Source organism: Streptomyces sp. NPDC002911, assembly GCF_053591835.1.
Genome location: NZ_JBSFUO010000003.1, coordinates 513935 through 530980, shown reverse-complemented (window position 1 = coordinate 530980; position 17046 = coordinate 513935). Strand labels below are relative to the sequence as shown.

Genomic DNA, 17046 nt, shown 5'->3' with positions numbered 1-17046 from the left:
CGCGTCGTTCTGTCCCCGACACGCACCGGGTCCGCCCGGTCCGCCGCATGGACGCGGTGGACCGGGCAGGTCCAGCTGGGCTGGACGTCAGAGACGGTCAGTAGATGTTGGCCTCCACCGCCGGGCCGTCGCCCCGGGTGCCGTTGATCTGGGCGCGCAGCGAGATCTCGTCGTAGACACGGACCTCCCTCACGATCCGGCCCTCCTGGATCAGGAACTGGGACACCCCGAGGACGGTGACCGGCTTGTCGGTCAGCTGACCGAAGACCGGCGTGCCCCGGTAGGTGCCGTGCATGGTCCAGGTGACGGCCACCCGAAGTCCGGCGTACCGCTGCGCGTAGTTGGTCTGCACGTCCCGCACCGCGAACCGTGCATCGGGGAAGGCTCCGACCATGGCCAGCAGATCGCTCTGGTAGCGCTCCGGGCGGATGACGGTCCGGTCGCCGATCGTGTGCAGGAAGAGGTCTCGCACCATGAAGTCGTTGACCCTGTGCAGCCGTCGCTGCGTCCACACCTCGTCGATGAACTCCAGCACCATCTCGCACTCGGGCCGGAATTCGTCGGGGCGCGGTCCGCTGACGCCGACCAGCAGTACGTCCTCCGGCGGCTCCTCGGTCATCGAACCGCTGTAGCCCTGGAACCGCAGGGCGCGGGCCGCGTCGTCCGGGTCTTCTCCGCGCTGCAGACAGTCCGCCAGCTCGTCGCGGACCACCCACTCCTCGACCATCCGGCCCCGGCGATAGAGGCAGTTGGCGACGGTGCGCTTGCGGATGCGGATGTTCCGGCCGTCCACCAGGTGTTCGTCGGCGGAGAAGACGAGGTGCGAGCTGAGAAAGGCATCGTCCCCGCGCGCTTCCCACACCACGTCCTCGGCCTGGCCGATGTGACCGGGGGTGCTGCCCATCCGCATCGTGCTGCCTTCGATCACACCGTCGCGGCCCACCACGGTGCCCAGGCTGGTGTGGACGATCGAGTCCGGCTCGTAGTTCTCGACGATGTGGGCGATGTCGCGGTCGATCCAGATGCGGTCGGTGACCTCACGGATGAAGTCGTCCGGGTCCTTGTAGGGAAGGTAGGCGGCGGGGTCCAGCGGCATGATTCTCACCTTTCTCAACGTCCTGTGTATGCGTATGTATACGAGAGTGAACGCGGCCCGTTGTCCAGGGCGGCGGGCGCGGGGCCAGGGCTGTGGTGCGTGTGCTGGTCACTGGGCGAACTTGTCCGCCCCCAGATGGCTCCGGTACGTCTCCGTCATGAAAGCACTCACGACCACGAGGGCCATGACCGCGGCCGCCGCGAGGTAGACCCACACGGCGTAGATCGTGTCGAAGCTGCTGACGAGCAGTGACGCGACGAACGGCGTGATCCCCATGAAGATGGAGAACGAACTGTTGTACGCGATGGCGCTCGCGCTGAACCGGGTGCGCGTGGCGAAGAGTTCCGCCGTGCAGACCGTGACGATGCCGGTCAGGAAGAACTCGGGGATGATGTAGATCAGCTGGCTCGCGACCGCCGTACCGAAGGTGGCACCCTCGCCGACCCGGAAGGCCAGCGGCACCAGGACGATGCAGGCGACGGCGCCGGCGATCAGCATGGGTTTACGCCCGATCCGGTCCGAGAGGATGCCCGCCAGGGGCAGCAGCGGGATGAGCACGGCGACGGAGATGGCGTTGGACGTCAGAGCCATCCAGCGTGGCAGGCCCAGCGTGCCGGTCAGGTACTCGGGATAGAACGTGACCCAACTGTAGGACAGGATCGCGAGCATGACGGAGACGCCGCAGAACACGAGCATCGGACGCCACTGCGTGCGCAGTGCTTCCCGGATCGGGGCTTTGACGACCTCCTTGCCGCCGTCCGTGGCCCGGACGAACTCGGGTGATTCCTCGATGCGCCTGCGCAGCCAGATCCCGACCGCGCTCAGCGGCAGTGCGAGCAGGAACGGGATGCGCCAGCCCCACGAGTCCAGTGTGGGTCCCTCGAACAGCCAGCTGGTGAGCGCGGCGGTGCCGGCCCCGGCGAGAATCCCGACGAAGCAGCTGTTGGAGGCGTACGAGGCGTAGTAACCACGCCGGTTCGGCTCCGCCCACTCCACGATGAAGGCCACTGCCCCGACGTACTCCCCGCCCGAGACCATGCCCTGGATGACGCGCAGGAACAGGAGGAGCAGGGGCGCGAGGATCCCGATCTGGTGATACGTCGGCAGGGCGCCGATCATGGCGGTGGTCACGCCCATGAGCACGATGGTCCACAGCAGCGTCTTCTTGCGGCCCACCCGGTCGCCCCAGCGGCCGACGAGCGTCCCGCCGAGGGGGCGGAACAGGCATGCGATGGCGATGATCGCGTAGGTGCTCAGCACCGCCACCGTCGGATCGCTCTCCGGGAAGAAGGCGGGGGCCAGGATCGGTGCCATGTACCCGTAGAGGCCGTAGTCGAACTGTTCGACGAAGTTTCCGATGCTTCCCGCGCCGATGGCTCGACGTATCGCCTTCCGCTTCTCCGTGTCGACCCCTGAGGTGCCGGCGGTGGCGGTGGGCGGCGCTACAGCGGACATAGCTTCTCCGATCGGGCATTGGCTCGGTTGTGCATACGTATAAATGTCTGCCGAACGTTAAGGAGTCCGGCGGAGGCCGTCAAGAGGTCTCGCGGCCGCGGCGTCACGAGGGCCTGCCGGCCACGTCGGCGGGCCCTGGCTCCGTGAGGGACCGGAAGGTGTCCATCAGTACGTGAGCCATGTTGTAGAGCACCAGCTGTGCGCCCGCCCGCTCGGCCGCCCTGGCGCCCTCGGCGCCCGGGACGATCGTCATGACCGCCCGGCCCGCTTCGCGGGTGGCGCGATGGGCCTCGGCCACCAGACCGTCGATGACGTCCTGTCCTGGGAAGGAACAGTCGGCCGCGAGGTCGGCCGGGCCCACGAGGACCGCGTCCACGCCCCGCGTGCCGGCGATGTCCCCGGCGGCGGCACAGGCCCGCTCCGTCTCGACCATCGCCACCACGAGGGTGTCCCGCGAGGCGGCCACATGGTCGGCCGCCGGGACCGTTCCGAAGCGGCCCGCCCTGCTGTACGTAGCGAATCCCCGCGTCCCCAGCGGCGGATAGTGGACCGAGGCCACCGCCCGTCGCGCGTCCTGCGCGGAGTCGACGTGCGGATGGATGAGCCCCGCGGCGCCCAGGTCCAGGCACCGTAGGGCGAGAGCCGGTTCGGACGTGCCCACGCGGACGAGGACATCGACGCCGTGCACCGCCGCGGCCGTCAGGTGATGCTGGAGCAGGGCCATGTCGGCCGGCCCGTGCTCGCAGTCGATGACCACGTAGTCGAGACCGGCGACCCCCGCCATCTCCACCAGGGTCTCCGAGGGCAACCGCAGCAGGGCGCCGTACAGCCGTTCACCGGCCGCGAGCCGCGCTTTGAGGGAGCGGCGACCCGCATACGGCGCCGTCACCGCGCCACCATCCCCGCGGAGAGGTCGATGTCCGCACCGCACAGGCCGGGCATCCGCAGCATCGCACTCACCGCGGCGCCGACCTCCTCCTCGCTCACCATCCGCCCGAGGGCGGACCGTGACACGAACGCAGCCTCGGCCTCGGCGTAGCTGCTGCCGGTGCGCTCCGCCTCCAGGCGGAAATTACGCTCCATCCGGGGGCCCGAGACCGGCCCCGGCGACAGGGAGTTCACCGTCACCCCCAGCGGGCCCACCTCACCTGCCAGGGTTGCGGTCAGGCCGATGACCGCCATCTTCGACGCGCAGTAGGGAGTGCGCCGCAGCAGGGGCCGCTTCCCCGAGACCGAGGCGACGTTCACGACGTCGCCGGCGCCCCGCTCCGTCATGGCGGGAAGAAAGGCCCGGCACATCAAAAACACCCCCCGCACGTTCACGTCGAAGACCTCGTCCCAGTCCTCGGCCGAGATCTCGGTCAGCGGTGCCACCGGTCCCGCGATCCCGGCGTTGTTGACGAGCACCGAGATCTCCTCGTCCGCGAGGCTCTCCGCGAGCCTCTCGACGTCATCCGGCCGGGACACGTCACAGACCCGGTGGACGACGTCCGGGCCCAGACGCGAGGCGGTCTCCTTCAGGGTGTGTTCGCTGCGGCCGGTGATCACCACGCGGGCTCCGTCGGACACCAGGGCGCGGGCGATGGCCGCGCCGAGTCCGCTGCCGCCTCCGCTGACGAGTGCGGTGCGTCCGGTCAGACGCGGTGCGCTGCCGCTCATGCGCCGGCCCCGTCGTTCCACGGCAGCGTGCCGTCGCCGTACTTGGCGGCCCGCACGTCACCGGAGCGGGCGTGCCCCTCGAACAGCTCGACGCGCGCGGCCCGCCCGCACACTTCGCCGAGCAGCGCCGACGAGGAGGTGTCCGTGACCTCCTGGTAGGTCACCGTCTTCAGATACTTCCCCACCCACAGGCCTCCGGTGTAACGCGCGGCCCCCCGGGTGGGCAGTACGTGGTTGGTGCCGATGACCTTGTCCCCGTACGAGACGCAGGTGCCTTCTCCGAGGAAGAGGGCGCCGTAGTCGTTCATCCGGTCCAGTGCCTGGCGCGGGTTCTCGGTCAGGACCTCCACGTGCTCACTGGCGTAGGAGTCCGCGATCCGGAAGGCCTCGTCCAGGGAATCGGCTACGACGATCTCGCCGTGGTCGCGCCAGGCGGGCCCGGCGAAGTCCTTCGTCGGCATACCGGGCAGCAGCCGTTCGATGTGGCGCTCGGCCTCCCGGCCCAGCTCCTCGGACGTCGTGACGAGCACGGCGGGGGAGTCCGGGCCGTGCTCGGCCTGAGAGAGGAGATCGACGGCCACCACGAACGGGTCGGCGTGCTCGTCGGCGATCACCAGGATCTCCGTCGGCCCCGCGAACAGGTCGATGCCGACCTCGCCGAACAGCTGGCGCTTGGCCTCCGCCACGTACGCGTTGCCGGGGCCCGCGATCAGCGGCACCCGGCCGACCGTCTCGGTGCCGACGGCGAGCGCCGCCACGGCCTGGACCCCGCCCAGCAGATAGATCTCGTCAGCACCCGCCAGGTGCATCGCCGCGACCGTCGCGGCGGGGATCTCGCCCCGGATCGGCGGGGTGCAGGCGGCGACCCTCGACACCCCGGCCACCTTCGCGGTCACGATCGTCATGTGCGCCGACGCGGTCAGCGGGTAACGCCCACCGGGCACGTAGGCGCCCGCTCCGGCCACGGGGACGTGCCGGTGCCCGAGGCGGACACCGGGCAGGGTCTCGATCTCGACGTCGTGCATCGAGTCCCGTTGCGCCTGGGCGAAGGTACGCACCTGCCGCTGGACGAAGCTGATGTCGTCCAGGACGGTTTCCGGCACGCCGGCGATGATCTTCTCGATCTCCCCCGGGCTCAGGCGGAAGGACTCGGGGCTCCAGTTGTCGAACTTCTCGGAGTACTGGCGGACCGCTTCGTCACCCCGTTCGCGGATGTCGTCGAGGATGGCGCGGACGCGCTCGGAGACATCCGCCTGGGCGGCGCGCACCTGTCCGGCGGGCACGGGGGACTTGAGGAAACGAGGCATGACGGCCTTCTTCAGTAGTGAGTGTCGGATGCGGAGATTCGAGGGCAGGCGGAGAGAGCTGGGTGAGCGCCCGGCCGGGCGGCTCAGGCAGCCGGGGGCGCGGGGGGCACGTATGTCCGGGATGCCGGCGGTGGCGTGTCCCGCACCTGAGCCAGCAGATCCAGCAGTGCGGTGGAGACGGCGGTCGGGTTCTGCCACGGCAGCAGATGGCCGGCCCCGGGCACCTCGCGCAGTTCCGCGTCCGGCACGGCCCGCGCGATGACGCGGTGGAACTCCGGCGGGCACAGCGCGTCCCGCTCCCCGGACAGGACCACGGCCGGGCACCGCGCGGTGCGCAGCGCGCCGGTCGCGTCCTGGCGGGTCGCCTGCGCGGCGAGCTGGGCACGGGCGACCTCGGGGCCCACGGCATACGCCATGCGCCGGTAGCGCTCCGCCGATTCGCCCGGCGGCCGAGGCGCGGGGAACATGTCCGGCAGCGTCTGTTCGACGACGTCCGCGAACCGGCCGTCGGCGATCAGCCCGTCCATCGCGCGCCAGGCGGCGTACTGCTCGGGCCGGGGCGCGCCCGCGTTCGTCGACATGACGCACAGGCCGCGGAACCGCTCCGGCGCCCTGCGCTGCGCCTCGAAGACGACGATGGCCCCGAGGCTGAGGCCGACCGCGACGAACGGGCCGGACACCGAGGCCAGCAGATCCTCGGCCATGGCCCCGATGTCCGGCTTCGTCAGCTCGACGTGACGGACCGGGTGGTCCGCAGGGAACACCACCTCGGACCAGAGGCCCGCGTCGCACAGCATCCCGGGGACCATCACCAGGGGCAGCGGGCCGGCCGGTCCGCCGCCGGGTCCGGCGGTCACCAGCGGCGCGCGGAGCGGGGCAGCAGCGCGTACGGCGCGACGTAGCCGTTGTGGTCGATGCCGAGCCCCGCGTCGGCGGCGCTCTTGGCGACCTCCTCGTCCCAGTCCAGACGGACCCGGCCGTCGCCCGAGTTGACGACCATCAGGTCGCCCCGTCCGTCGCCGACGTTACGCAGGGTGCGCCAGGCGTCCTGCGGGACGGAGAGCATGTCGCGCGGCCCCAGGCGTACCGAGACGGGATCGGTGCGGTTGAGTGTGACCTCCCACAGGCCGTCCTTGACGATCAGCGTCTGCGTCTCGTGCTGCCGGTGCAGGGAGACGCCTTGTCCCGGATCGGCCCGCAGCCAGGCGACGTTGTGCCCGTGCGGGTTGAAGATCCTCGGCTCCTGGTGCAGGTCCTCGGTCATGCCGTACCCAATGACGCAGCTCAGCCGTGCGCCTCCGCCCGGCAGAGTGCTGTCGAGGAACGGCCGCTCCGACCACACCAGCTCGTCCGATGCCGCGACGCGGCGCTTCATCTCGTCGGCGCTGTAGTGCCGCAGCCGGTCGATGTGCTCCTGCGTCATCGGCTCGGTCAGCTCGGTCCCGGCCGGTACGCCGTCACCGGCGACCGTGTCGATCAGTTCGTTGTCGGCGGTGAGGTACAGGCCATGGCCCTCCGCCTCACGCAGCACCGAGGGGCCCCAGATGATGCCACCGGTGTGGTCCATGCCGAGCACGGTGAACATCCAGCCGTCGTCGGGGCCGGTGTTGGTGAAGCCGCGGAAGATCCAGGTGGGGACGGAGGCGATGTCCCCGGCCCCGAGCAGGAGCTCCCCCTCCGAGCCGTCGGCACCCCAGCGCAGCAGGTACTCGCCCTCGGTGCAGACGAACACCTCGGCCGTGTAGTGGAGGTGGAGGTTGTTGGTGATCCCGTGGGGCATGGCGGCGGCGCCGATGTTGTAGCCGTGCGGCAGCCGGAGGTTGACGTGCTGGCCGGCGGCCTGCGAGACGCCGGGCCCGATCATGGCGTAGTTCTCCTTCCGGTCGGAGCCCGGCGTCCGGCAGTCGATGAAGGCCTGGTTGCAGGAGACGAAGTCACTGCGGCGGATCGTGCGGCGGCCCAGCTCGGCGGTGGACACGACGGCATCGGGCATGACTGCTCCCTTGGTTCGGGTACGTTTGGAATACGTATGCATTCCATGACAGGGCTTCCATCGGGCGATGTCAAGGGGTCGCGCGGGTCGGCTCCGGGCGTGAGGTGTACGAGGTCCCGAGCGTGACTCCGTGGAGTATCAAGCTGAGGTGTGACCGGAGTTCGTCTGTCACAGGCGGTGGGTGTGTGCCGGCGCAGGAGGGTGTGGGGACAGCTCGATCCCGTGCGGCATCAGGGGCGTGGGCGTGCCCTGGTGGGAATCTACATACGTATACTGAACGGAGCGGCGCACCGGGCTACGGGAAGAGGGCCGATGGCGATCACGAGTCATGACGTGGCGAGGCTGGCAGGAGTCTCGCAGCCCACGGTCTCCCGCGCCCTGCGGGACGACCCGCGGGTCTCCGTGGCGACCCGCGAGAAGATCAGGCGGGCCGCGCAGGCACTGAACTACGTGCCCAGTGAGGCCGGCCGGACCCTGTCGACCCGGTCCACCCGGCGTATCGGGGTGATCGTGACCGACCTGACGAATCCCTTCTACCCCCATGTCATCGCGCCCCTGCACGACGAGCTCCAACGCCTCGGCTACCGCATGATGCTCCTCACCGAACGCTCCGACGAAGCGGTGGCCGAGGAGAACCTCCTGGACCAGTCGCTGGACGGCGTGGTCCTTGCGACCGCCACCACCGACTCCCGTCTGCCGGCCCAGCTCGACCGCCGCGGCATGCCCTATGTCTTCCTCAACCGCGACACCGGCGGCCGGGGCGACTACGCCTCCGTCGTGGACAACGAGGGCGGAGGACGCCTGGTCGCCGATGTGCTCGTCGAGCTCGGCCACCGACGGATCGCGGGCATCTTCGGTGCGGCCAACACGACGACCGGGCGCGAACGCGAACTCGGCTTCCGCCTGGCGCTGGCCGACGCGGGCATAGGCCTCCCCGAGGACCGGGTGGCGCGGGGCGCCTTCGAGTTCGACACCGGCTACCAGGCGCTGCCGTTCCTGCTCGATGCGGCGGAGACCCCCACAGCGGTCTTCTGCGGCAACGATGTGGTCGCCATCGGCGTCCTGAACGCGGCCCTCGCCGCAGGGCTCCGGGTTCCCGACGACCTGACCGTGATCGGCTTCGACGACCTCCCCATGGCGGACTGGGAGGTGTTCCGGCTGACCACGGTCCGTCACGATCTCCGTGAACTGTCGCGGCAGGCCGCGCGCCTGCTGGTGCGGCGCATCGACGGCGACGCGGACCCCACCGGCGAACGCCTCGTCCTGCCGACCGAATTCGTACCCCGAGCCACCCACGCCCGCCTCCCCTGACCGGTCACCGGGGTGACGAGCCCGCGCGTGGTGGCTGCCCGGCGACTCCTGCGCCGGCCCTGGGCGTGGCGCAGGAGTCGGCCATCAGCACCAGTACCCCGGCGATGAAGGCGATCGAGGCGAGGGTGAGGCAGGGGAACGCCCACATGTGGACCTCGCCCGGCTCCGCCTCCCTGCACCGGGTGGCGTACTGCGTGCTTGCGATGACCGTGTACATCATCAGGGCGATCGCGCCGCTGGAAGCGATCAGGACGTGAAGGTGGCGGCGAAGAGGCCGGCCCCGGTCGCACCTCCGATGGAGATCATCGTGGGATCGGGAGCGCGAGTGCTCCTGCTGGAGGACGGTGGTCACCCGTCTCGGGCGGGCGAAGCCACCGGCGGGCCCGGCACACCGGCGGCGGCCGTCCATGGTGTACCGGGCGCCGCACCCGTCTCCGGCGCAGGCTGATGCCGGGGCGGCACCGGAGGCCGGGGAACAAGCGGACGGGATCAGAACTGTTCGCGCAGCGTCTCGGGGACGGCGTCGAACGCGCCGGACGTACGGCCGATCCGGTCGATGCGGATCGTTGCGGTCGCACCATGAGCGGCCAGGCCCTCGAACGCCGAGATCCGCTCGACAGCGGGCGCCAGTGCGGCCGTGCCCTCCTCGGCCGCCCTCTGGTACGTGAGGGGCTTCAGGAAACGGGAGACGGACAGGCCCGCGTTGTAGCGAGCGGTCTTACCGGTCGGCAGTACGTGGTTCGTGCCGGCGATGCCCTTGTCGGAGTAGGCGACGGTGGACCAGGGGCCCAGGAAGAGCGAACCGTAATTGGTGAGGTTGTGCAGGTAGTAGTCGTCGTCCTCGGTCTGGATCTCCAGGTGCTCGGGTCCGAGGATGTCCGACACGGCGACTGCCTGCTCCCGGTCGCGTACGACGATGACGGATCCGAAGTCGCGCCAGGCGGGCCCGGCGATGTCCCGGGTGGCGAGCGTTTCGAGCTGTCGGTCGATCTCGGCGGCGACCGCGCGACCTGTCCTCTCGGAGGTGGTGATGAGCGCGGCGGGAGAGTTGGGGCCGTGCTCGGCCTGGCCGAGCAGATCCGCGGCGACCCAGACCGGGTCGGCGGAGTCGTCGGCGATGACGGCCACCTCGGACGGCCCGGCGAGCAGGTCGATGCCGACCTGGCCGAAGAGCTGTCGCTTGGCCTCGGTGACGAATGCGTTGCCGGCACCGACCAGCATGTCGACCGGGGCCTCACCCAGCAGGCCGAAGGCCATCGCGCCGAGGGCCTGTACGCCGCCGACGGCGAAAACCCGGTCGGCCCGGGACAGGTAGGCGCCGTAGAGCACGGCCGGGTGGGCGCCGTGCTCACCCGACGGGGGAGTGCACGCCACCACGGTGGGGACGCCGGCGGTCTTCGCCACGCCGACGGTCATGAACGCGCTGGCCAGCAGCGGGAAGCGGCCCGCCGGGAGATAGGCGCCGACCCGGGAGACCGGGACGTAACGCTGCCCGCCCGCCACCCCGGGGGCGAGTTCGATCTCGAAGTCGGTCAGGTGCTCGCGCTGGGCGGAGGCGAAGCGGTGCGTGCGTGCGTAACCCATTTCCAGGGCCGTACGGACGTCGGCGGGCAGGGCGTCCCCCGACTTCTTCAGCTCGGCGGACCCGATCTCCAGCTCACCGGACCAGCCGTCGAGCTCCTGACCGTAGGCGCGGACGGCGTCCAGGCCCTTGCTCTCGATCTCCTTGAGCATCTGGGAGACACGCTCGACCACCTTGGGGTCGCGCTGGGCGGGAGGGCCGTCGACCGCCGGCTTCTTCAGCCACTGGAAGGGGGCGAGGGTCTTCTGTTCGGCGTGCGTGATCTGCATACCCCGGACGGTAGACGCGCCGCTGCCGCAGGGCTAGAGGGGCAGTTCCTGCGTCTCCTGCAGGCTTTCCCTGTGGCGATGCGCCGTTTCAGGCTCAGGTCGTCAGTCCATGGCCCATCTCGCGGATGGTGTCCTCGGCGAGGCGGGCGAGTTCCCGGGTGGCGCGGGAGAGGGGATGGCCGAAGCGCCTGACGAGCGCGATGGTGTCGTACAGCGGCTCGGTGAAGGGGGCGGTGTGCAGTCCTGCGGGGAAGGAGGGGCTGGCGATCACGGCCCGGCTGGCGATGGTGTCGCCGACTCCGGCGGCTGCCAGTTTCAGTGCCGCCTCGACGCGTTCGAGCTCGATCAGGGGGTCGATGCGGACCCCGGCGAGCTGGGCGCGCTCGGCGATCTGCCGTCGGGTCGGGTCCTTCCACCCGTAATGGGCGTCGTACAGCACGAGAGGCGCCCGCGCGAGGGCCTCCATGGTGACCGGGGAGCCGGTGCGTTCAGCGCTCGCACTGACGTAGTGCACCTCGTCGCGCATGAGCGGGGTCACCGCGAGCCCTTCGTCGTCGATCGGCAGAACGACCAGGCCCGCCTCGATCTGCCCCGCCGCGACGGCCAGCGCGGTCTCGGCGGAGTTCTGGCCGACGAGCCGCACTCGGACAGCCGGGTACCGGGCGTGGAACATCTGTACAAGGTCGGCGAGAAGGTAGTAGTCGGCGTTGCGCAGCACCCCGAACGTGGCGGTGCCGCCGCCCAGCGACCCGAGCGAGTGCACGGCCCGGGCCCCGCTGTCCGCTGCCTCCACCGCCTCCTGGGCGTACGGAAGCAACTCCTGCCCAGCGGAGGTCAGGGTAAGTGTGCGGCTGCCGCGGAGGAACAGTTCGGAGTCCAGTTCCGTCTCCAGTCGTCGGACCAGTTCCGAGGCGGAGGCCTGGGCCATGTCCATGGCCTGCGCGGCGGCGGTGAAGGACCCGAGTCGCTCGGCCTCGACGAAAGCCCTCAGCTGGACGAGAGTCATGCTGCCCGGAGAAGTGGTTCTGCGCATGCCTGCACCTTAGGAAACGGCGATGGCGGCTGCGGGGCGGGGCGGGGTTCCGATCCGGCAACAGAGGTTTCAGGAGGGGGTGTCCAGCGGGGACCCGCTTGTGAGCACCGGCACCAAGAGGCGTTAAGTTAGGTTAGCCTCTCCTTAGCTTGAGCGGGGGAGAGTGGGAGTTCGCGTGGCCGTGGGACGTGCGGGGCGGCGACGCGGTCGCCGAGGCCGCCACGCTCAACTCCCGGCTTCTCCCGTGAAGTCACCGGCTGTTCCCGTACACCGCCAGGTGCTGTGGCGACGTGACCGTCACCACCACCGCCGATCGGCGACCGAGCCGACGGTATCCGCCCCTCAGGAGTTTTCCGATGAACCAGACCTTGTCGCCCGAACGTGTCCGCGCCGACGTCGCGGAACTGGTGGGCTGCGACCCTGCCGAGATCGAGCCCGAGGAGAACCTGACCGACCTCGGCCTGGACTCGGTGCGGATCATGGTGCTGGTCGAGCGCTGGCGTGCCGCAGGGGCGGACGCGCTGGAGTACGCCGACCTGGCCGAGCAGCCCGAACTGGGTCACTGGACCGAGCTGCTGACGGGCGGGGCCGCGTGAGCCGGGTCGACCATCGGGGCCGGCACCTGGACCGTATCGCGGAGGTCCGGGCGGGCCTCCGGGCCGAGAAGGTGGGCTACCCGATCGGCATCCGGGAGACCGAGGTCGTGCGTACCGCCATGGTCGGGGCCGGTCTGCTGCGGGTGACCCTCGGCGGGAGAGGTGTCGAGGGGTTCGAGGCCCACGCGCCGGACGAACACGTGAAACTGCTCTTCCCCGATCCGGACGGCTCGCTGCGGCTGCCCGAGCCGAACGGAACGATGCTGCGCTGGCCGCGGCCCGCGCTCCGCTCGCGGCAGTACACGGTGCGCCGTTACGACCCGGTCGCCGGCGAGATCGATATCGACATCGCCCTGCACGACGGCGGCCTCGCGTCGGACTGGGCACGTGAGGCCCGGCCGGGCGCCGTCATGCACCTCGCGGGGCCGCCCGGCGGTCTGATCGTCCCGCACTCCTACGACCGCTACCTGCTCGCCGGCGACCTCACGGCCCTGCCGGCGATCGCGCGTCGGCTGGAGGAGCTGCCCAGAAGTGCGAAGGGCTGGGCGTTCGTCGAAGTCTCCGATGCCACGGAGGAGATCGAACTGTCCGCGCCCGGGGGTGTCGAGGTGCGCTGGCTGCACAGCGCCGACCCGTCGGCCGGAGCCGGCGACGCCCTGGCGCGAGCCGTGACCGGGGTGACGGTGCCCGAGGGGGAGCGGGTGTACGTGTGGGTCGCGGGCGAGGCGGGACAGATCAAGCCGTTGCGCCGCTGGGTCCGCGACGAGCTGCGGCTGGAGAAGGCCGACCACGACATCACCGGTTACTGGAAGCGCGGCGTCTTGGACTTCGACGAGGACGGCCACTGACCGGCAGTCCGGCCGGGGAGCAGGCCCGATGGCGCTGCGGTCTCCTGGCGTGAGATCGTCAACTAAGGTTAGCCTTACCTAAATCACAGGGAGCCTTGCATGTCCATACGCAGAACGTCCGGCCTCGTCGGCGCAGTCTCGCTGGCTCTGGTACTGGCCGGGTGCGGATCCTCGTCGGAGGGTGGTGGGTCGGACGCCTCGGCAAAGGGCGAGACCCGGGTGTTCGTCGCTGACAACGGCAAGATCACCATTCCCGCCGACCCGCAGCGTGTGGTGGCCACCGGCTACGCCGTGCCCGCCTTGATCGAGGCCGACGCCCCGCTGGTCGGGATCTCGTCGTGGAAGCGCGGCGAGCCGATGATGAGCAAGGAGAACCTGGCCGAGTACAAGAAGCTCACCAAGGTGGCGGGTGAGCAGGCGGCCGAGACCAACTACGAAGCCATCGCCGAGGCCGAGCCCGACCTGATCGTCATCGGTGTGCCCGCCCCCGTGCTCGGCGACATCGACGTCGAGCGGCTGGAATCCATCGCCCCGGTCGTCGCGATCGGCCCGACCGTGCCGTCCGCATGGCGGGACCTGTCCCGCAAGCAGGCCGACGCGGCCGGCTCCCTCGAGAAGTCCGACGCCGGACAGAAGGCGTACGAGGCCAAGGCCGCCGACTTGCAGACGAAGTACAAGGACGTTCTGCCCCAGCTCAAGCTGGGACACATCGGTGCGTACGGCGAGGTCGCCAAGGGCACGTTCCAGCGGGAGTTCGGCGGTTCGTGGGGCACCAACATCGCCGAGGACCTCGGCGCGAAGTATTACGGCAAGGTCAAGGAGGCCGGTGCCGGCTCGCGTTCGGTCAGTGAATACCCGTCCGTCGAAGAACTCCCGGCCGCGTTCGACGAGGCCGACGTACTGACGTACTCGGTCAATGCCGACGGCAGTGTCCCCGAGTCGGTGCAGTACGTCCTCGACTCGAAGCTGTGGAAGAACCTGCCCGCCGTCAAGGCCGGAAAGACCTTCCCGTTCCGCTACACCGAGGCCGCGACCTACGGGCAGGCCATGAACACCCTGGACGCGATCGACACGTCGCTCGCTCCACTGCTGAAGCGATGACCGTCGCGGGTCGCGCGTCCGGACCGGCGAGGACCGAGCGCGCCGCCGTACCGCAGATCGGCCTGCTCGTCGGCGGACTTGTGCTGCTGGCGGCGGTCGCCGTGCTCAGCATGGGCGTCGGCGCCCGGACGGTCCCGCCGGGCGAGGTCGTGCGCGCGTTGCTGGACTACCAGGGCACCGACGACCACGTGATCGTGCGTGACGTACGAGGCCCCCGGGCGCTGCTGGCCGTCGCCGTGGGCGCCGCGCTCGCGGTGTCCGGCGCACTGATCCAGACGCTGGCCCGCAATCCGCTGGCGGAGCCCGGCATCCTCGGTGTCACCGCGGGTGCCGGGTTCGCGATCACCGTCGGCTCGGCGCTCGGACTGGCCGTCGGGCAGGCCGGTGAGCTCGGCTTCGCGATTCTGGGCTCCGTACTCACGGCGCTGCTGGTGGCCGCGGTCGGACGCCGCTCGCCGCTGCGCCTGGTGCTCACCGGCGTAGCCCTGACCGCGGTGCTGAGCGGTGTCGCGCTGGGCTTGCGGTTGATGCTCCCCGACGTCTTCGACGCGTACCGCTTCTGGTCCGTCGGGTCGCTGGCGGCCCGCAAACACGCGCCGCTGGCACTGCCGTTGGCCGCTGTCGTGGTCAGCCTGTTTGGGGCGCTGCTGCTGAGCAGGGGGCTCAACGCCCTCGCACTGGGCGAGAGCGCGGCGCACACACTGGGTGCGGGAGTGGGCCGGGTGCGGACAGCCGCACTGGTACTGATCACCGTGCTCTGCGGGGCGGCGACGGCGGTGGCCGGGCCGATCCTGTTCGTCGGCCTGATCGTGCCCCACCTGGTCCGCAAGCCGGCGGCGGGTTCGGTGCCCTGGCTGATCCTTTACGCGATGGTGCTGGGTCCCGTCCTGCTGCTGGTCGCCGACATCGGGTCGCGGGTGCTGCTGCCCACCGGCGAGGTGCCGGTGGGCATCGTGACAGCGTTCCTCGGCGGCCCCGTGCTGATCTGGGCCGTCCGCCGTTACGGGGCGGGATCACTGTGAACATATGCGGACTGAAAGCCGAACGCCGCACGGTGGTACTGGCCGCTGTCATGGTCGCCCTGATGCTGTGTCTGAGCCTGCTCGGGCTCTGCTACGGGGCGTCCTGGGCCACCCCTGGCGAGGTGTTCGCCGTGCTGACCGGCGCGGACCACTCCGTGGTGATCTCGGACTGGCGGTTGCCGCGGGTGCTGGCCGGGCTCGCCTTCGGCGCCGCGCTCGGCGTGGCGGGCGCGATCTTCCAGAATCTCACCCGCAACCCGATGGGCAGCCCGGACGTCATCGGGCTCGACGCGGGCGCGTACACCGGTGCTCTTGTCGCCATCACCGTCCTGTCCGGCACGTCCGCGCAACTGGCCGCCGGCTCCGTGATCGGCGGGCTGGTCGTCGCGGCCGCGATCTACCTGCTGGCTTTCGAACGGGGCTTCTCCGGACTGCGGTTGGTGGTGATCGGTATCGCGGTGAACGCGATGGTGACCGCGATCAACTCGTGGATCGTGCTGCGCGCCGAGCTGGAGGTGGCGATCGCCGCCGTCGGCTGGAGCGCGGGCTCACTCAACGGCGTGAGCTGGGACGACCTGGGAATTCCGTTCGTGCTGATCGCCGTGCTGCTGATCCTTATGACCACGCGGGCGCACGACATGCACCAGGCATCGCTCGGCGACGCGGTCGCGACGACCACCGGGGTCGGCCTCAACCGGCTGCGGCTGCTGATGGTGCTGGTCGGCGTCGGCTGCACGGCCACGGTGACCGCCGTCGCCGGGCCGATCGCGTTCATCGCCCTGGCGGCACCCCAGATCGGCCGCAGGCTCGCCGGCGCGGCCGGTGTGCCGCTGCTCCCGGCCGCGCTGACCGGGGTGGTACTGCTCCAAGGCGCTGATCTGCTCGCCCAGATGCTGCTGACGCCCGTCGCGCTTCCCGTCGGAGTGGTGAGTACCGCGATCGGCGGTTGCTATCTGATCTGGCTGCTGACCAAGGAGGTGAGGCGCGCATGACCGCACGCCTGTCCGCGCGGGAGATCACCCTGCGCTACGGAGACCGGGTCGTGTCCACACGGCTGAGCCTCGACGTCCCCGACGGCGCGTTCACCGCCGTCGTGGGCCCCAACGCCTGTGGGAAATCGACCTTGCTGCGCGCGCTGGTGCGGCTGCTGCGCCCGGAGGCCGGGCACGTGGGACTCGACGGCCGTGCGCTCGGCGACTACGCGCCCAAGGCACTGGCCAGGCAACTCGGCTTCCTGCCCCAGGATCCGCTGGCCCCCGAGGACATCAAGGTCCGCCAGCTCGTGAGCCGGGGACGGTTCCCGCACCAGTCACTTCTGGCTCTGTGGTCGCCGGAGGACGAGGAGGCCGTCGCCGGGGCGATGGCCGCCGCCGGTGTCGAGGACCTGGCCGGCAGACCGGTGCGGGAACTGTCCGGCGGACAACGCCAGCGGGTGTGGATCGCGATGGTGCTGGCCCAACGGACGTCCTACCTGCTGCTCGACGAACCGACGTCGTTCCTGGACATCACCCACCAGTACCAGCTGCTCGGCCTGCTGGCCCGGCTGCGCGACGAGGGCCGCACGGTGATCGCCGTACTGCACGACATCAACCAGGCGTGCCGGTTCGCCGACCACCTGGTCGCCATGCGGGACGGCCGGGTGGTCGCCGAGGGCGTCCCCGGTGCCGTCGTGGACGCCGCGCTGATCAAGGACGTCTTCGACCTGCCGAGCGTCATCGTCCCCGACCCGGTGACAGGCACACCGATGGTCGTCCCCACACTGCAAGGAGAGTAA

The 17046-nt window shown here is 70.4% G+C and carries 17 protein-coding genes; 7 read left to right on the top strand and 10 right to left on the bottom strand.

Annotated elements, in window-relative coordinates; translation table 11 throughout:
- Positions 1 to 97: 97 nt before the first annotated feature.
- The 7 genes from ACWD04_RS07655 to ACWD04_RS07625 all read right to left on the bottom strand — a co-directional run bounded on the left by ACWD04_RS07655 (position 98) and on the right by ACWD04_RS07625 (position 7510).
- Entirely contained in the window at positions 98 to 1096 is a 999-nt protein-coding gene (locus ACWD04_RS07655) for an ester cyclase (RefSeq protein ID WP_451129170.1), read from the bottom strand.
- 108 nt (positions 1097 to 1204) lie between these two features.
- Positions 1205 to 2551, bottom strand: coding sequence for an MFS transporter (locus ACWD04_RS07650; protein ID WP_451129168.1), 1347 nt, complete (start codon positions 2549 to 2551; stop codon positions 1205 to 1207).
- Between the two features lie 103 nt (positions 2552 to 2654).
- Complete coding sequence (locus ACWD04_RS07645; protein ID WP_451129166.1) at positions 2655 to 3440, bottom strand: HpcH/HpaI aldolase family protein; 786 nt, start codon at positions 3438 to 3440, stop codon at positions 2655 to 2657.
- Positions 3437 to 4210: an SDR family NAD(P)-dependent oxidoreductase gene (locus ACWD04_RS07640; RefSeq protein WP_451129164.1), complete on the bottom strand. Its 774-nt coding sequence runs from the start codon at positions 4208 to 4210 to the stop codon at positions 3437 to 3439. The genes ACWD04_RS07645 and ACWD04_RS07640 overlap by 4 nt, the downstream gene beginning before the upstream one ends.
- On the bottom strand, positions 4207 to 5517 hold the full coding sequence (gene hisD, locus ACWD04_RS07635) for a histidinol dehydrogenase (protein WP_451129162.1): 1311 nt from the start codon (positions 5515 to 5517) through the stop codon (positions 4207 to 4209). Before hisD (ACWD04_RS07635) ends, ACWD04_RS07640 begins: the two co-directional genes overlap by 4 nt.
- 83 nt (positions 5518 to 5600) lie before the next feature.
- The gene (locus ACWD04_RS07630) at positions 5601 to 6374 is read right to left on the bottom strand and encodes an alpha/beta fold hydrolase (RefSeq protein ID WP_451129160.1); all 774 of its coding nucleotides are present in this window, start codon (positions 6372 to 6374) and stop codon (positions 5601 to 5603) included.
- On the bottom strand, positions 6371 to 7510 hold the full coding sequence (locus ACWD04_RS07625) for a hypothetical protein (protein ID WP_451129158.1): 1140 nt from the start codon (positions 7508 to 7510) through the stop codon (positions 6371 to 6373). Before ACWD04_RS07625 ends, ACWD04_RS07630 begins: the two co-directional genes overlap by 4 nt.
- Before the next feature lie 312 nt (positions 7511 to 7822).
- Here ACWD04_RS07625 and ACWD04_RS07620 point away from each other — a divergent pair, with 312 nt between their 5' ends.
- The gene (locus ACWD04_RS07620) at positions 7823 to 8821 is read left to right on the top strand and encodes a LacI family DNA-binding transcriptional regulator (RefSeq protein ID WP_451129156.1); all 999 of its coding nucleotides are present in this window, start codon (positions 7823 to 7825) and stop codon (positions 8819 to 8821) included.
- A gap of 4 nt (positions 8822 to 8825) precedes the next feature.
- On the opposite strand, the gene ACWD04_RS07615 is transcribed toward ACWD04_RS07620, so the two are convergent.
- The 3 genes from ACWD04_RS07615 to ACWD04_RS07605 all read right to left on the bottom strand — a co-directional run bounded on the left by ACWD04_RS07615 (position 8826) and on the right by ACWD04_RS07605 (position 11705).
- Positions 8826 to 9041: a hypothetical protein gene (locus ACWD04_RS07615; RefSeq protein ID WP_451129154.1), complete on the bottom strand. Its 216-nt coding sequence runs from the start codon at positions 9039 to 9041 to the stop codon at positions 8826 to 8828.
- A 269-nt stretch (positions 9042 to 9310) separates the two neighbouring features.
- On the bottom strand, positions 9311 to 10672 hold the full coding sequence (gene hisD / locus ACWD04_RS07610) for a histidinol dehydrogenase (protein WP_451129152.1): 1362 nt from the start codon (positions 10670 to 10672) through the stop codon (positions 9311 to 9313).
- Positions 10673 to 10766: 94 nt separating this feature from the next.
- The gene (locus ACWD04_RS07605; protein WP_451129150.1) at positions 10767 to 11705 is read right to left on the bottom strand and encodes a LysR family transcriptional regulator; all 939 of its coding nucleotides are present in this window, start codon (positions 11703 to 11705) and stop codon (positions 10767 to 10769) included.
- 356 nt (positions 11706 to 12061) lie between these two features.
- Here ACWD04_RS07605 and ACWD04_RS07600 point away from each other — a divergent pair, with 356 nt between their 5' ends.
- From ACWD04_RS07600 to ACWD04_RS07575, 6 genes are all read left to right on the top strand, one after another.
- A complete protein-coding gene (locus tag ACWD04_RS07600; protein ID WP_451129148.1) occupies positions 12062 to 12301 on the top strand; it encodes a phosphopantetheine-binding protein in 240 nt (79 codons plus the stop codon).
- Positions 12298 to 13149, top strand: coding sequence for a siderophore-interacting protein (locus tag ACWD04_RS07595; RefSeq protein ID WP_451129146.1), 852 nt, complete (start codon positions 12298 to 12300; stop codon positions 13147 to 13149). The genes ACWD04_RS07600 and ACWD04_RS07595 overlap by 4 nt, the downstream gene beginning before the upstream one ends.
- 99 nt (positions 13150 to 13248) lie before the next feature.
- A complete protein-coding gene (locus ACWD04_RS07590) occupies positions 13249 to 14250 on the top strand; it encodes an ABC transporter substrate-binding protein (protein WP_451129144.1) in 1002 nt (333 codons plus the stop codon).
- On the top strand, positions 14247 to 15272 hold the full coding sequence (locus ACWD04_RS07585; RefSeq protein WP_451129142.1) for a FecCD family ABC transporter permease: 1026 nt from the start codon (positions 14247 to 14249) through the stop codon (positions 15270 to 15272). The genes ACWD04_RS07590 and ACWD04_RS07585 overlap by 4 nt, the downstream gene beginning before the upstream one ends.
- 50 nt (positions 15273 to 15322) lie before the next feature.
- Positions 15323 to 16264, top strand: coding sequence for a FecCD family ABC transporter permease (locus tag ACWD04_RS07580; RefSeq protein WP_451129248.1), 942 nt, complete (start codon positions 15323 to 15325; stop codon positions 16262 to 16264).
- Positions 16261 to 17046: an ABC transporter ATP-binding protein gene (locus tag ACWD04_RS07575; protein WP_451129140.1), complete on the top strand. Its 786-nt coding sequence runs from the start codon at positions 16261 to 16263 to the stop codon at positions 17044 to 17046. The genes ACWD04_RS07580 and ACWD04_RS07575 overlap by 4 nt, the downstream gene beginning before the upstream one ends.